General features: G+C 65.7%; 10 protein-coding genes. All 10 read left to right on the top strand.

Annotated features, from left to right (window positions below):
* Positions 1 to 49 precede the first annotated feature (49 nt).
* A complete protein-coding gene (locus tag EJ071_RS27205) occupies positions 50 to 2,071 on the top strand; it encodes a pseudouridine synthase (RefSeq protein ID WP_126100613.1) in 2,022 nt (673 codons plus the stop codon).
* Positions 2,052 to 2,606 (top strand): 16S rRNA (guanine(966)-N(2))-methyltransferase RsmD, encoded by a 555-nt coding sequence (rsmD, locus tag EJ071_RS27200; RefSeq protein WP_126100612.1) that lies wholly within the window; start codon positions 2,052 to 2,054, stop codon positions 2,604 to 2,606. The genes EJ071_RS27205 and rsmD overlap by 20 nt, the downstream gene beginning before the upstream one ends.
* 84 nt (positions 2,607 to 2,690) lie before the next feature.
* Positions 2,691 to 4,052: a pitrilysin family protein gene (locus EJ071_RS27195; RefSeq protein WP_126100611.1), complete on the top strand. Its 1,362-nt coding sequence runs from the start codon at positions 2,691 to 2,693 to the stop codon at positions 4,050 to 4,052.
* Positions 4,053 to 4,075: 23 nt separating this feature from the next.
* Positions 4,076 to 5,449, top strand: coding sequence for a pitrilysin family protein (locus tag EJ071_RS27190; RefSeq protein ID WP_245460358.1), 1,374 nt, complete (start codon positions 4,076 to 4,078; stop codon positions 5,447 to 5,449).
* Positions 5,446 to 6,300, top strand: a complete 855-nt coding sequence (locus EJ071_RS27185; RefSeq protein ID WP_126100609.1) for a patatin-like phospholipase family protein — start codon at positions 5,446 to 5,448, stop codon at positions 6,298 to 6,300. The genes EJ071_RS27190 and EJ071_RS27185 overlap by 4 nt, the downstream gene beginning before the upstream one ends.
* Before the next feature lie 475 nt (positions 6,301 to 6,775).
* The gene (locus EJ071_RS27180) at positions 6,776 to 8,452 is read left to right on the top strand and encodes a VCBS domain-containing protein (RefSeq protein WP_126100608.1); all 1,677 of its coding nucleotides are present in this window, start codon (positions 6,776 to 6,778) and stop codon (positions 8,450 to 8,452) included.
* Positions 8,449 to 9,093 (top strand): VCBS domain-containing protein, encoded by a 645-nt coding sequence (locus EJ071_RS39630; protein WP_245459981.1) that lies wholly within the window; start codon positions 8,449 to 8,451, stop codon positions 9,091 to 9,093. The genes EJ071_RS27180 and EJ071_RS39630 overlap by 4 nt, the downstream gene beginning before the upstream one ends.
* Positions 9,087 to 12,689 carry a VCBS domain-containing protein gene (locus EJ071_RS27170; protein ID WP_126100606.1) on the top strand — a complete coding sequence of 1,201 codons (3,603 nt, stop codon included), beginning with the start codon at positions 9,087 to 9,089 and terminating at the stop codon, positions 12,687 to 12,689. Before EJ071_RS39630 ends, EJ071_RS27170 begins: the two co-directional genes overlap by 7 nt.
* Before the next feature lie 181 nt (positions 12,690 to 12,870).
* Positions 12,871 to 14,574, top strand: coding sequence for a type I secretion system permease/ATPase (locus tag EJ071_RS27165; protein ID WP_126100605.1), 1,704 nt, complete (start codon positions 12,871 to 12,873; stop codon positions 14,572 to 14,574).
* Positions 14,571 to 15,911, top strand: coding sequence for an HlyD family type I secretion periplasmic adaptor subunit (locus EJ071_RS27160; protein ID WP_126100604.1), 1,341 nt, complete (start codon positions 14,571 to 14,573; stop codon positions 15,909 to 15,911). The genes EJ071_RS27165 and EJ071_RS27160 overlap by 4 nt, the downstream gene beginning before the upstream one ends.
* Positions 15,912 to 15,926 lie beyond the last annotated feature (15 nt).

Genomic DNA, 15,926 nt, shown 5'->3' with positions numbered 1-15,926 from the left:
GTCCGAAAGGGCGGGCGACATCGTAGCAGCTTTAAGAAGAGCCAAGGTAATGGACGACAACGACAAGAAAGTTCCGCGCAAAGGTGCGGGCAAAGGCGGATCGAGGCCGGCAGGTCCGCGCGACCGCAGCGGAGCCGCAGGCAAGAAGGGCAAGCCATCCTTCGGCGGCAAGAAGCCGTTCGCCAAGCGCGACCGGCCGATGGCCGCGGACGGCGAGCGACCTCAGCGCGATTTCAAACGCAGCTACAAGCCGCGTGAAACTGGCGAGGGTGCGGAACGCGGCGACAGGCCGTTTCGCAAAGGCCCGCCGCGCGAGGGCAAGCCTTTCGAGAAGCGTGAAGGTCGTAAGCCATACACGCCGCGCGGCGACCGCCCCATGGCGGCCGAAGGCGAGCGCCGCGATTTCAAGCGCAGCTATAAGCCGCGTGAAGCGGGCGCGGGCGGGGAGCGTGGCGAAAGACCGTTCCGCAAAGGACCGCGCCTCGAGGGCAAGTCGTTCGAGAAGCGCGACGGCGCGCGCAAACCTTACACGCCGCGCGGCGACCGGCCGATGGCCGCCGAAGGGGAGCGCAGCGAAAGGCGCTTCGACCGCCCCAAGCGCGATTTCAGCGACCGCCCCAAGCGCGATTTCGCCGAGCGGCCCAAGCGCGATTTCAGCGATCGTCCGCCGCGCGACGCCGCGTCCGGACAGGGCGGCTTCAAGCCGCGCCCGCGGCCCTCGGAAGCAGCGCCGGAGGCCGGCGAACGCATCGCCAAGCGGCTGGCGCGCGCCGGCATCGCCTCGCGCCGCGACGCCGAGGAGCTGATCGCCGCCGGCCGCATCAAGGTCAACGGGAAGGTGCTGACCTCGCCCGCCTTCAACGTCATGGCCGACGACGTCATCCATCTCGACGGCACGGAAATCCCGCCGATCGAGCGCACGCGGCTGTTCCTGTTCCACAAGCCGGCGGGCGTGGTCACCACCAACCGCGATCCGGAAGGCCGCAAGACCGTCTTCGACGTGCTGCCTGCCGACTTGCCGCGGCTGATGACCATCGGCCGCCTCGACATCAACACGGAAGGCTTGCTGCTGCTGACCAATGACGGCGGGCTGTCGCGAGTGCTCGAATTGCCGGCCACCGGCTGGCTGCGGCGCTATCGTGTGCGCGTCCACGGCAAGGTCGAGGAGAGCGCGCTGGCCGCCTTGCGCGACGGCATTGCCGTCGACGGCGTCTTCTACGGCTCGGTCGAAGCCTCGCTCGATCGAGAGCAGGGCAGCAACGCCTGGCTGACGATCGGCTTGCGCGAAGGCAAGAACCGCGAGGTGAAGAACATTCTCGGCGCGCTGGGCCTGGATGTGACGCGGCTGATCCGCATCTCCTACGGGCCGTTCCAGCTCGAGGATCTGCCCGAGGGCCATGTTCTGGAGATCAAGGGTCGCGTGCTGCGCGACCAGCTCGGCGAACGGCTGATCGAGGAATCCGGCGCCAATTTCGACGCCGAGATCGCCAAGCCGTTTTCCAACAAGCCGGTGCGGCGGAGCGAACCGCGCCGCGATGAGGCCGAGCGGCCGAGATTCACACGTGAGGGCGATCGCCGTCCGATCGGCGAGGGCGGGCTGATCAAGGCCCGCAAGCGCCGCGAAGGCAGCCGCGACGAGGCGCTGGGCAAGCTGTCGACCAAGCCCGACAGGGCCTTCGGCGAGCGTGGCCCCAAGTCTGGCTTCAACAAGTCTGGCTTCGACAAGTCTGGCTTCGACAAATCCGAGCGCGGCTTCGGCAAGTCCGAACGCAGCAGCTTCGGCGGCAACAAGCGCGAACCGCAGCCGATAGAGCCGCCCGGCCAGCGCAAGGCCAACGTCTGGATGGCGCCGGGCGCGCGCCCGATCGGTAAGGGCAGGGCGGAGGCCGACGCTGCCAAGGCCGCGGAGGCGAAGGCGCGCAAGGCATCGTTCAAGCCCGGTGGCAAGGGCAAGCCGTTCGGCAAGCCAAGAGGCGACCGCCCCGAGGGAAGCGGTGGCGACAAGCACGAAGGCAGAGGGCCACGCGGTCCGAAGGGTCCGAGGGGTGGCAATGCGGATCGTCGGCGGTGAGTTTCGCGGGCGCCCTTTGGCGACGCCCCGTTCGAATGCCATCCGCCCGACCACAGACCGTACCCGCGAGGCGGTGTTCAATGTGCTGGCGCATCGCTACGCCGAAAAGCTCGAAGGCGGCCGCGTGCTCGATCTTTTTGCCGGCACCGGCGCGCTCGGGCTGGAGGCGCTGTCGCGCGGCGCCTCCTATTGCGTCTTCATCGAGGAATCGGCGGAAGGCCGCGGGCTGATCCGCGACAATGTCGAGGCCTTCGGGCTCACCGGCCGGACGAAAATCTTCCGCCGCGACGCCGCCCATCTCGGCGAGGCCGGCACGCTTTCGCCTTTCGGCCTGGTCTTCGCCGACCCGCCCTATGGCAAGGGTCTCGGCGAGCGTGCGCTTCGCTCGGCAAAAGCCGGCGGCTGGCTTCTGCCCGGCGCGCTTTGCGTGGTCGAGGAGGCGGCCTCCGCGGCGTTCGAGCCAGGCGCGGGTTTTTCCGTGGTGGACGAGCGAGGCTATGGCGATACGGTGATCAGGTTTATCGCGGTCGGGTAACAGCGCCTCGAAAATGACGAACAAATCACTTTGCCTCGTCAGCGAACCTTTTCTATCGTCGCGCGACCGAAACCGGAGCATTTGATGACATTGAGCACCAGAGGGCTGGGCGCAGCACTCCTTGCCGGCACGCTGGCATTCGCCACGCAGGCCCCGGCGCGGGCCGGGGACGAAGCCGAGGCCAAGGATTTCCTGCTCGACAACGGCATGGAAGTGGTCGTCGTTCCAGACCATCGCGCGCCTATCGTCACCCATATGGTGTGGTACAAGATCGGCAGCGCCGACGAGCCGCCCGGCAAATCCGGCATCGCCCATTTCTTCGAGCATCTGATGTTCAAGGCGACCGCCAATCATGCCGCCGGCGAGTTCGACCGCGCCGTCGCCGAGATCGGCGGTTCGAACAATGCCTTCACCTCCTACGACTACACCGCTTTCCACGAGACGGTGCCGCCCTCGGCGCTCGAAGAGATGATGGGTTTCGAGGCCGACCGCATGCGCAACCTCATCCTCACCGACGACGTCATCAAGACCGAGCGCGACGTGATCCTGGAGGAGCGTCGCTCGCGCATCGACAGCAATCCGCAGGCTGTGCTCGACGAGGAGGTCGACGCGACGCTCTGGCAGAACCAGCCCTACCGCATTCCAGTGATCGGCTGGATGCAGGAGATGGAGCAGCTGAACCGCACCGACGCCAAGGCCTTCTATGACAGTTACTACCGCCCGAACAATGCCGTGCTGGTGGTGGCCGGCGACGTCAATGCCGACGCGGTGAAAGCGATGGCCGAACGGACCTACGGCAAGATCGCGCGCGGGCCGGATCTGCGGCCGCGCATCCGACCCGTCGAGCCCGAGCAGAACACCAGGCGCACCGTGACGCTCACAGATGCGCGCGTCTCGGTGCCGAGCTTTTCGACGCAATGGGTGGTGCCGTCCTATCATACCGCCAAGCCCGGCGAGGCCGAGGCGCTCGACCTCCTGGCCGAGATCCTGGGCGGCGACAACCACAGCCGCCTCTACCAGCAGCTGGTGGTGAAGCAGGGCATCGCCTCCGAGGCCAGCGCCTATTTCCAGGGCACCATGCTCGATGCCACCAACTTCACCGTCTATGGCTCGCCGCGCGGCGACGCCAAGCTTGCCGATGTCGAGGCCGCGGTCGACGCCGAGATCGCCGGCATCGTCAAGGACGGTGTCACTGACGACGAATTGGAGCGGGCCAAGACCCGCTATGTCCGCTCGATGATCTTTGCCCGCGACAAGCAGGACGACATGGCCAATATGTACGGTTCGACGCTCGCCACCGGCGGCAATGTGAAGGATGTGCTGGAATGGCCGGACCGCATCCGCAAGGTCACCGCCGAAGAGATCAAGACGGTCGCCGCCCGCTATCTCGTGCTCGACCGTTCGACGACCGGCTATCTCTTGCCGCAGCAACAGGCGGGGAATTGATGATGAGCCTGGTTCTTGGTCGTATGAGCACCTTTCCTTCTCCCACAAAGGGAGAAGGGGGGCTCTACCGCATCGTCGCCACCCTTTGCTTTGCCCTGTTCTTCCTGCTCTTGCCGGCGCTTGCCGCCCACGCGGTGATGAACATTCAGGAGGTGAAGTCGAAGAAGGGCATCACCGCCTGGCTGGTGGAAGACCATTCGATCCCGCTGGTTGCCGTCCGCTTCGTCTTTGACGGCGGCACCGCGCAGGATCCCGCCGGCAAGGAAGGCCTGGTCAATTTGATGAGCGGCCTGTTCGACGAAGGCGCCGGCGACCTCGACAGTGGAGCCTTCCAGCTGAAGCTCGACGATGCCGGCGCCGAGATGAGTTTTCAGGCGGCGCGTGACGGCACCTATGGCTCGATGCGCATGCTGTCCGACCAGAAGGACGAGGCTTTCGGTCTGCTGAAGCTGGCGGTGAACGGCCCGCGCTTCGACCGGGCGCCGATCGACCGCATCCGCGCCCAGGTGCTTTCCGGCATCCTTGCCAATGAGCGCGATCCCGACACGATCGCCCAGCAGCGCTGGCTGCGCGCGATCTATGGGGGGCATCCCTATGCGCGGCCGGATCAAGGCACCAAGGAGAGCCTCGCCACCATCACTGCCGACGACCTCAAGGCCTTCCACAAGGCGAATTTCGCCCGCGGCGGCCTGCATGTGGCGGTGGTGGGCGATATCGATGCCGCCACGCTCAGCGGCAAGCTGGACGAGGTGTTCGGTGACCTGCCGGACAAGCAGACACTGGCCCCGGTTGCCGACATCGCGCCCAAGCTCGGCCAGCAGCTAGAGGTGAATTACGACTTGCCGCAGACCTCCCTGCAGCTTGCCTGGCCCGGCGTGAAACGGAGCGATCCCGATTTCTACGCCGCCGTGCTGATGAACGAGATTCTCGGCGGCTCGACCTTCACCTCGCGCCTTTACGAGGAGGTGCGCGAAAAGCGCGGCCTTGCCTATGGCGTCAGCTCCGACCTCGTCGATCACGAGCATTCCAACGCGCTGCTGGTCACCACCGCGACGCGCTCCGACCGCGCCGCCGAGACGCTGTCGATCGTGCGCCAGGTGGTGAAGGAGATGGCCGAGAACGGGCCGACCGCGGAAGAGCTCGCGGCGACCAAGAAATACATGATCGGCGCCTACGCCATAAACAACCTGGACTCTTCCAGTTCTATTGCCTCGACGCTGGTCGAGCTCCAGCTCGACAATCTCGGCATCGACTATATCAAGCGCCGCGCCGCGCTGATCGACGCGGTGACGCTTGCAGACGTCAAGGCGGCGGCGAGGAAGCTCCTTTCGGCCGACCCGGCGGTGATGGTGGTCGGTCCGCCGCTGGTGCAGGTGGCGGGAGGCGGCAAGGGATGAGCCCGACCTTCGCGGTTGCCTTCGGCGGCGGCGGCGCGCGGGGACTTGCGCATATCCACGCCATCGAGGCGCTGGACGAGCTCGGCATCAGGCCGGTGGCGATCGCCGGCTCCTCGATCGGCGCCATCATGGGCGCCGGCATGGCCGCCGGCATGCGGGGGACGGAAATCCACGACTACAGCCTCGCGATCCTCGGCAGCCGCGCCGAGGTGGCCGCGCGCATGTGGCGCTCGCGGCCGGGCACGATCGCCGAGGCCATGCAGGGTGGCATCCGCGTCGGCCAGTGCAATGTCGAGCGCATCCTGAAGGCCTTCCTGCCCGAGGCCATCCCCGCGACCTTCGAGGAGCTGAAAATCCCGCTCAAGGTGACGGCGACCGACTATTTCGGCCACAAGCTCGCCGTTTTCGCCGAGGGCGACCTGCATTCGGCATTGGCGGCGTCGGCCGCCATTCCGGCGGTGTTTCGCCCGGTGACGCGCGACGGCCGGGTGCTGATCGACGGCGGCATCTACAATCCCGTGCCGTTCGATCTGGTCGAGCAGGATGCCGACATCATCATCGCCATCGACGTGGTGGGCGCGCCGAGCGACGTCGAGCGCAAGCACCCGACCACCGTCGACCTGATGTACGGCGCGACGCAGCTGATGATGCAGTCGATCATCGCCAACAAGCTGCGGCAGCACCCGCCGGACATCCTCATCCGCCCGGCCGTCTCGAAATACCGCGTGCTCGACTTCCTCAAGATCGAGACGCTGATGGCCGACACGGTCGAGATCAAGGACGAGCTGAAACGCGCCGTCGAGAAAGCGGTTGCCGAGCGCGGCGGCAAGCCCGGCAAGATGGTTGTGTGACGGATCGGCTCCGGTCGATTCGCTCCACCTATAGCCAATCTCCGATGACTTGGACTTCCATGGCTATCAATGCAGTTTATCCACAAATGCGTACAAGTACGCGTTTTGTCATTAACTCTTCATCGAATTGGCTGTTGACGCTCCCTGGGTAAAGTTAATAATATCCTAATATATAGGGTAGCGCGAATTATCTCCCGACCGGCAACAACGAGTTACGGCGCTACTGGGGCAGGGGAAACGCAGCGCGGCTATTGATAGCCGTAGCAGCCATCACCATCGAGCCACCGCCTGTCTGTGAACCGCCATAATGGGCCGGCCGTTCACGGATCGGGCCGTCGGGTTGCGCCTGGTTGCATGGCAAATTGATCATTTCCTGTCCCGGAAGACTGGGCGCCGATTCGTCGGCATGGGGTGGTCTGTCGTCTGTCGGACGGCAATGAGCGGCGCTGGGGCGTCCGCCAGGGGGTAGAAAATAATGGCTACGCAAATCTCCGATGCAGGCGGCACAACGACGTCGTTCTCCAACACGCCGCAGGCACAGGATGATCTCCTGACAGTCACCGCTTCGGGCATTCCGCTGACGGAGGACCTGACAGGTGTACTCAAGCTGAACGTGCTTGCCAACGACAGCGGCGGCGCCGCCAAGACACTGTGGTCGGTCGACGATGCTTCCGGCTCAACAGGAACGAGCACAAACGGCAATACCTATCCCACGGATCTCCTGACGAAGGATGTCACTTACACGACCGACACCGCCGGACTAGCTGGCACCTCTGATACCAGCTCCATGGGTGCGAAAATCTGGATCGGAAGTGACGGATACGTCCACTACGACACAACTGGGGTCGCCGCTCAATTGCAGGCGCTTGGAGCGGGCGAGTATTTTACCGACACGTTCACCTACGCCATCAAGCTCGCTAACGGGACGCTGAGCTGGGCGACCGCGACCGTTCGCATAGCAGGCACCAACGATGCGCCCGACATCCACCTGGTGACGAGCGACAGCGCGGCGGCTTCGCTGAACGAGACCAATGCGCCGCTGACGTCCTCGGGCACGCTTACAGTGAACGACGCCGATCTGTCGGATACCGTGGCGGCGACGGTCGATTCCGTTTCGCTCGGCGGAACTACGGGCGGGCTGACCAGCGCCGACGTGCTGGGCATGCTTACGCTGTCGCCGGGCCCGCTCGCGGCCGATCCCGGCGATACCCACAATCTCGGCTGGTCGTTCAGTTCGACGCCGCAGAACTTCGACTTCCTGGCCGCCAATGAGACCCTGACCTTGACCTATACAGTCAAGGCCAATGACGGCCATGGCGGCATTGACACGCAGACAGTTACAATCACTATACATGGCACCAATGACGCGGCGGTGATCACCGGCGATGCTGCCGGTGCGGTGACGGAAGCCTCGGGTGTCTCGAACGGCACGGCCGGCACCTCGCCGGCGACCGGCGATCTCGACGCCACCGATGTCGACAGCGCCACCGACTTCTCGGTCGTGACCAACGGCGTGCACGGCACGCTGAGCATCAATGCGGCCGGCGAGTGGAGCTACGTGCTCAACGAGGACGATGCTGCGGTGCAGGCGCTCAATGTCGGCGATCCGGCGCTGACCGACACCATCACCGTGCAGACCTCGGACGGCACGACGAAGGACATCGTCATCTCGATCAACGGCGCCAACGACGCGGCGGTGATCACCGGCGATGCTGCCGGTGCGGTGACGGAAGCCTCCGGCGTCTCGAACGGCACGGCCGGCACCTCGCCGGCGACCGGCGATCTCGACGCCACCGATGTCGACAGCGGCACCGACTTCTCGGTGGTGACCAACGGCGTGCACGGCACGCTGAGCATCAATGCGGCCGGCGAGTGGAGCTACGTGCTCAACGAGGACGATGCTGCGGTGCAGGCGCTCAATGTCGGCGATCCGGCGCTGACCGACACCATCACCGTGCAGACCTCGGACGGCACGACGAAGGACATCGTCATCTCGATCAACGGCGCCAACGACGCGGCGGTGATCACCGGCGATGCGACCGGTTCGGTCACCGAGGCTCCGGCGTCGCCAACGGCACGGCCGGCACCTCGCCGGCGACCGGCGATCTCGACGCCACCGATGTCGACAGCGCCACCGACTTCTCGGTCGTGACCAACGGCGTGCACGGCACGCTGAGCATCAATGCGGCCGGCGAGTGGAGCTACGCGCTCAACGAGGACGATGCCGCCGTGCAGGCGCTCAACGTCGGCGATCCGGCGCTGACCGACACCATCACGGTGCAGACCTCGGACGGCACGACCAAGGACATCACCATCACCATCAACGGCGCCAACGACGCGGCGGTGATCACCGGCGACGACCGGTCGGTGACGGAGCCTCCGGCGTCCGAACGGCACGGCCGGCACCTCGCCGGCGACCGGCGACCTCGACGCGACCGATGTCGACAGCGCCGCCGACTTCTCGGTCGTGACCAACGGCGTGCACGGCACGCTGAGCATCAATGCGGCCGGCGAGTGGAGCTACGTGCTCAACGAGGACGATGCGCGGTGCAGGCGCTCAATGTCGGCGATCCGGCGCTGACCGACACCATCACCGTGCAGACCTCGGACGGCACGACGAAGGACATCGTCATCTCGATCAACGGCGCCAACGACGCGGCGGTGATCACCGGCGATGCGACCGGTTCGGTCACCGAGGCTTCCGGCGTCGCCAACGGCACGGCCGGCACCTCGCCGGCGACCGGCGATCTCGACGCCACCGATGTCGACAGCGCACCGACTTCTCGGTGGTGACCAACGGCGTGCACGGCACGCTGAGCATCAATGCGGCCGGCGAGTGGAGCTACGTGCTCAACGAGGACGATGCTGCGGTGCAGGCGCTCAATGTCGGCGATCCGGCGCTGACCGACACCATCACGGTGCAGACCTCGGACGGCACGACCAAGGACATCACCATCACCATCAACGGCGCCAACGACGCGGCGGTGATCACCGGCGATGCTGCCGGTGCGGTGACGGAAGCCTCGGGCGTCTCGAACGGCACGGCCGGCACCTCGCCGGCGACCGGCGACCTCGACGCGACCGATGTCGACAGCGCCACCGACTTCTCGGTCGTGACCAACGGCGTGCACGGCACGCTGAGCATCAACGCGGCCGGCGAGTGGAGCTACGCGCTCAACGAGGACGATGCCGCCGTGCAGGCGCTCAACGTCGGCGATCCGGCGCTGACCGACACCATCACGGTGCAGACCTCGGACGGCACGACCAAGGACATCACCATCACCATCAACGGCGCCAACGACGCGGCGGTGATCACCGGCGACGACAGCGGGTCGGTGACCGAAGCCTCGGGTGTCTCGAACGGCACGGCCGGCACCTCGCCGGCGACCGGCGACCTCGACGCGACCGATGTCGACAGCGCCGCCGACTTCTCGGTCGTGACCAACGGCGTGCACGGCACGCTGAGCATCAATGCGGCCGGCGAGTGGAGCTACGTGCTCAACGAGGACGATGCTGCGGTGCAGGCGCTCAATGTCGGCGATCCGGCGCTGACCGACACCATCACCGTGCAGACCTCGGACGGCACGACGAAGGACATCGTCATCTCGATCAACGGCGCCAACGACGCGGCGGTGATCACCGGCGATGCGACCGGTTCGGTCACCGAGGCTTCCGGCGTCGCCAACGGCACGGCCGGCACCTCGCCGGCGACCGGCGATCTCGACGCCACCGATGTCGACAGCGGCACCGACTTCTCGGTGGTGACCAACGGCGTGCACGGCACGCTGAGCATCAATGCGGCCGGCGAGTGGAGCTACGTGCTCAACGAGGACGATGCTGCGGTGCAGGCGCTCAATGTCGGCGATCCGGCGCTGACCGACACCATCACGGTGCAGACCTCGGACGGCACGACCAAGGACATCACCATCACCATCAACGGCGCCAACGACGCGGCGGTGATCACCGGCGATGCTGCCGGTGCGGTGACGGAAGCCTCGGGCGTCTCGAACGGCACGGCCGGCACCTCGCCGGCGACCGGCGACCTCGACGCGACCGATGTCGACAGCGCCACCGACTTCTCGGTCGTGACCAACGGCGTGCACGGCACGCTGAGCATCAACGCGGCCGGCGAGTGGAGCTACGCGCTCAACGAGGACGATGCCGCCGTGCAGGCGCTCAATGTCGGCGATCCGGCGCTGACCGACACCATCACGGTGCAGACCTCGGACGGCACGACCAAGGACATCACCATCACCATCAACGGCGCCAACGACGCGGCGGTGATCACCGGCGACGACAGCGGGTCGGTGACCGAAGCCTCGGGTGTCTCGAACGGCACGGCCGGCACCTCGCCGGCGACCGGCGATCTCGACGCCACCGATGTCGACAGCGGCACCGACTTCTCGGTGGTGACCAACGGCGTGCACGGCACGCTGAGCATCAATGCGGCCGGCGAGTGGAGCTACGTGCTCAACGAGGACGATGCTGCGGTGCAGGCGCTCAATGTCGGCGATCCGGCGCTGACCGACACCATCACGGTGCAGACCTCGGACGGCACGACCAAGGACATCACCATCACCATCAACGGCGCCAACGACGCGGCGGTGATCACCGGCGACGACAGCGGGTCGGTGACCGAAGCCTCGGGTGTCTCGAACGGCACGGCCGGCACCTCGCCGGCGACCGGCGACCTCGACGCGACCGACGTCGACAGCCTGACCGACTTCTCGGTAGTGACCAACGGCGTGCACGGCACGCTGAGCATCAATGCGGCCGGCGAGTGGAGCTACGCGCTCAACGAAGACGATGCCGCCGTGCAGGCGCTCAACGTCGGCGATCCGGCGCTGACCGACACCATCACGGTGCAGACCTCGGACGGCACGACCAAGGACATCACCATCACCATCAACGGCGCCAACGACGCGGCGGTGATCACGGCCAACGGGGTACAAGATACGTCCGTGACGGAAAAGGGCGGCGTGGCCAATGGCACTCCTGGTGATGCGACGGCGTCTGGCGATCTCAATGCGACCGACGTCGACAATGCCGCGACCTTCAATACGCAGACCGCCGCCGCCAAAAGCTACGGCACGTTCTCGATTGATGCGAACGGAACCTGGAGCTACACGCTCGACGACAACAATGCTGCCGTGCAGGCGCTCAACAGCACTGGCGCGAACACCACGTTGCATGAACTGGTGACGGTGACCACCGTCGACGGAACCCAGCAGGTGATCGACATCACCATACACGGAGCGAATGATGCCGCAGCGCTTTCTTCGGCCTCGGTCAACCTGACCGAAGGCAACACGGCCGCCGACATCTCGACCAGCGGCCAGCTCACCATATCCGACGTCGACAGCGATCCGCACTTCGTCGTCCAGAACAATATCGCCGGAAACTATGGCACCTTCTCCATCGATGCCGACGGCAACTGGTCCTACACGGCAAGCTCGGCGCATGACGAGTTCGTCGACGGCCAGCACTATCTCGAGAGCTTCGACGTGGTCAGCGCCGACGGCACCCACAGCTCGGTCGCCATCGACATTCTCGGCACCGCCGACGGCCCACCCCGGTTTGCTCCGACCGATATCCAGCTTACACCGAGCACCACCACCGGGGATGTGACTTTCAGCTCATTCCAGTTCCATGGGACGCTAACCGCGACCGACCCGGACCCCGGCAGCTTCGTCTATAGCATCACTTCGCAATCAGACCCGGGGCTGTTCTCGATCACCGGCAGCACACTGAATTCCGCGGATCTCTCGCCGAGCAAGGCCTATTCCATCACCGTGCAGGCAACACAGGTCGGTGACCCAGTTGGGCCCGCATACCAATACAGCGAGACGTTCCAGGTCATCACCGGCAGCAACGGTAACTCGGGCGACAACCTCAGCAATCCCGTGGGCGGCGACGACGTCCTCTACGGCAATGGCGGAGCGGACCAAATCTTCGGCCTGGCTGGCAACGACACGCTTTTCGGGCAGGATGGCAACGACACACTGAATGGTGGCGATGGCAATGACAGGCTCGTCGGCGGTGTCGGCGCAGATACACTCACCGGCGGAGCAGAGGCCGATACATTCTACTACGGGCCGAATGTCACGGATTCCGCGCCAACCGCCGGAAATTTCGACACCATCACCGACTTCGTGCATGGCGTCGACAAGATCGACCTCTCCTCGATCGATGCCGCTGCCGCCCCAGGCGATCAGGCTTTCCTGTTCGGTGGACAGAACTCGGCCACCGTCGCCAACAGCATCACCTGGTCCGAAAGCGGCGGCAACACCATCGTCCACGTCGATGTGAGCGGCAATACGACGGCCGACTTCCAGATCACGCTGACCGGCATCAATCTCGGACTGACGGCCAGCGACTTCGTGCTGTGACGAAGGAGGTGAGCCCGCGGCTACGCGCGGCTCACCTCGTCTCCCGCGAAGCCGACGATTCGAGGTTACGAATTAAGGTTTACAGCAGGTTTACGGGCGGATCGCGTGGCCGGTGGAGGGATCGGGAGTTAGGATCGCTTCCGGGCAAGCAGTTTGGACGGGGGGCGGTTCTCCGCTGGGTATGTTGAATTTCGACAAGAAATCCAAGATTGTGAGGGATGCGCTTCGCGCCTGCCGCCGCTATTTCCTCTTCGCGGCGGTGTTCAGCCTGGCGATCAATCTGCTTTACCTCGCATCCCCGCTCTACATGCTGCAGATCTACGATCGTGTGGTCACCAGCGGCAGCGAGACCACTTTGGTGATGCTCACCCTGGTGCTGCTCGCCGCCTTCCTGGCGCTGGCGGGTCTCGACCTTGTCCGCGCCGCGATCCTGACGCGGGCCAGCGCGCGGCTCGATCGGCTGCTCTCGGCAAAAATCCTGGCCGCATCGGTCGAGACCCCGTCGCAGGGCGCCGCGCAAAGCCAGCCGATACGCGATTTCGACACGTTCCGCCAAGTGATCACCGGCAGCGGCATCCACGCGCTGTTCGACCTGCCATGGTCGCCCATCTACATCGGCATCATCTTCCTCTTGCATCCATGGCTGGGCTTCTTCGCGCTTGGCTCCTCGCTGCTTCTCATCGCCATGGCGGTGCTCAACGAATACATGGTGCGGGCACCGCTGAAGCAGGCCAACGACCTCGCCACGGCCAACTACAATTTCACCGAGATGAGCCTCAGGAACGCGGAAGTCGTTCGCGCCATGGGCATGCTCGAGGGCCTCGTGCGCCGCTGGGGGCGCGACCGCGGCCTGGCGCTCCGGCAGCAGGGGCAGGCCAGCGACCGCGCCGCGCTGATGTCGGGCCTGATCCGCTTCCTGCGCCTCACCATGCAGTCGCTGATCCTCGGCCTCGGCGCCTATCTGGTCATCGAGCGGCAGATCACCGGCGGCTCGATGTTTGCTGCCAGCCTGTTGCTCGGCAGGGGGCTGCAGCCGGTCGAGCAGATCGTCGGCCTCTGGCGCGGCCTGATCCTGGCGCGGGCCGCCCTTGCAAGGGTCGAGAAGCTGCTTGACGGCGGCGCGCAAGGCGAGCGCTCGTTCAACCTGCCGAAGCCGACCGGCAAGATTGCCGTCGAGCAGCTCAGCTTCGCCATTCCCAGCCTGCAGAAGGTGCTGTTGCGCGACGTCTCGTTCCGGCTCGATGCCGGCGAGGCGCTCGGCATCGTCGGTCCATCCGGCGCCGGCAAGTCCACGCTCGCCCGTCATCTCGCCGGCATCATGCAGCCGAGCCGCGGCACGGTGCGACTGGACGGCGCCGACCTCACGCAATGGGGGCGGGAGTCGCTCGGCGACCATATCGGCTACCTGCCGCAGGACATCGAGCTGTTTTCGGACACGGTCGCCGCCAACATCGGCCGCTTCAAGACCGATGTCGACCGCGAGGTGATCGAGGCCGCCCGGCTCGCCGGCGTGCATGAGATGATCATCCGCCTGCCGCAAGGCTACGAGACGCAGATCGGCGAGGGCGGCGCGGTGCTGTCCGGCGGTTACCGGCAGCGCATCGCGCTGGCCCGCGCCGTGTTCGGCATGCCGAACCTCATCGTGCTCGACGAGCCAAGCTCCAATCTCGATGCCGATGGCGACCGCGCGCTCAGCGAATGCGCGCTGGAGCTCAAGCGCCGTGGCAGCACGGTCATCATCGTCTCGCACCGGCCCTCGACTTTGGCCAATGTCGACAAGATCCTGCTCTTGCGGGACGGCGCGGTCGAAGCCTTCGGCATGCGAAACGAGATCGTGGCGCTGCTCAACCAGCGCGCCGCGCCCATCGCGGTGGCGACCCAATGACCGATATCGCCGCCACCTATCGCAGCCTCCCGGGCGCCGACGGCGAGGGCACCAACCCGGATTCGATCCGGGGACCGGTCTGGGTCGGCGTGCTCATCATCGCGCTCTTCTTCGGCGTGTTCGGCGGTTGGGCGGCTCTCGCGCCGCTCAACGGCGCCGTGCTTGCCGACGCGGTGGTGAAGGTCGAGGGCAACCGCAAGAGCGTCCAACATTTCGACGGCGGCACGGTGAAGGAAATCCGGGTCAAGGACGGCGACATGGTCAGGGCCGGCGACGTGCTGGTTGTGCTCGACGACACACGTGCCCGTTCCGAATTCAATCTCTATTCGCAGCAATATGCGCTGCTGCGCGCCACCGATGCCCGCATCCGCGCCGAGCTCGACGGCCATGAGGCGGTCGCCTTTCCGAAGGACATCACCGCCGAGCACCAAGCCTACCTGCAGGACGCGATGGCCAACCAGATTGCCGACCTCGAAAGCCAGCGCGCTTCCATGGCCGGCGCCAGGCAGATCCTGCAGAAGCGGATCGCCGAGTTGGACGAGCAGATCGACGGCAAGCAGGCGCGCGTCGAATCCTTTCGCGCTCAGCTCAAATCGACGATCGACGAAAAGGCGGGCCTCAACAAGCTGCTGAAAGCCGGGCTGACGACCAAGCCGCGTATCCTGGAGCTTGACCGCTCGGCGTCCGACCTGCAGGGCCTGATCGACCAGGCTCTCGGCGAAATTGCGGGAAACCGCCAGAGCAAGGCCGAGCTCGAGAGCCAGATAGCGCAGCTCACCAACGAGCGCCGCGCAAAGCTCTCGGCCATGCTGATCGACACCCAGTCCAACCTCGCCGATCTGGTGCCGAAGATGTTTGCCGCGCAGGCCACGGTGGACCGTGCCGAAGTGCGCGCGCCCTATGACGGCCAGGTGATGGACCTCACGGTCTTTTCCACCGGCGCGGTTGTCTCCCCCGGCCAGACTATCCTCGACATCGTGCCGGCCAGGAATTCGCTGATCGTCCAGGCGCAGGTCAAGGTCGAGGACATATCCAGCCTGCGCGCCGATATGACGGCCGAAGTGCGCTTCACCTCCTACAAGCAGCGCACGACGCCGGTCATCCACGGCCGCGTCACCCGCATCTCGGCCGACCGCGTCACCGATGCCAAAACCGGCTTTCCCTATTATGTCGCCGACGTTGCGGTGGACGCGGAAGAGCTCGCCGCCGCCCCGCAGATCCAGCTTTATCCCGGCATGCCGGCGTCCGTCATGATCGTGACCGAGGAACGCACCGCGCTGGACTATATTCTCGGCCCGCTGACGACGTCGCTGCACACGGCGTTTCGGCAGAAGTGAGGGGCGGCTGACGAA

The sequence above is a fragment of the Mesorhizobium sp. M1B.F.Ca.ET.045.04.1.1 genome, assembly GCF_003952465.1.
GTDB lineage: Bacteria > Pseudomonadota > Alphaproteobacteria > Rhizobiales > Rhizobiaceae > Mesorhizobium > Mesorhizobium shonense.
The sequence above is the reverse complement of the archived record's forward strand: the minus strand, read 5'-3'. Positions and strand labels throughout refer to the sequence as shown.

Excerpts from the sequence above, each read along its gene's own strand:
- EJ071_RS27185 (WP_126100609.1), top strand. The coding sequence starts at position 5,446 with ATGAGCCCGACCTTCGCGGTTGCCTTCGGCGGCGGCGGCGCGCGGGGA.
- EJ071_RS27190 (WP_245460358.1), top strand. The coding sequence starts at position 4,076 with ATGAGCACCTTTCCTTCTCCCACAAAGGGAGAAGGGGGGCTCTACCGC.
- EJ071_RS27160 (WP_126100604.1), top strand. The coding sequence starts at position 14,571 with ATGACCGATATCGCCGCCACCTATCGCAGCCTCCCGGGCGCCGACGGC.
- EJ071_RS27180 (WP_126100608.1), top strand. The coding sequence starts at position 6,776 with ATGGCTACGCAAATCTCCGATGCAGGCGGCACAACGACGTCGTTCTCC.
- rsmD (WP_126100612.1), top strand. The coding sequence starts at position 2,052 with ATGCGGATCGTCGGCGGTGAGTTTCGCGGGCGCCCTTTGGCGACGCCC.
- EJ071_RS27195 (WP_126100611.1), top strand. The coding sequence starts at position 2,691 with ATGACATTGAGCACCAGAGGGCTGGGCGCAGCACTCCTTGCCGGCACG.
- EJ071_RS27165 (WP_126100605.1), top strand. The coding sequence starts at position 12,871 with ATGTTGAATTTCGACAAGAAATCCAAGATTGTGAGGGATGCGCTTCGC.
- EJ071_RS27205 (WP_126100613.1), top strand. The coding sequence starts at position 50 with ATGGACGACAACGACAAGAAAGTTCCGCGCAAAGGTGCGGGCAAAGGC.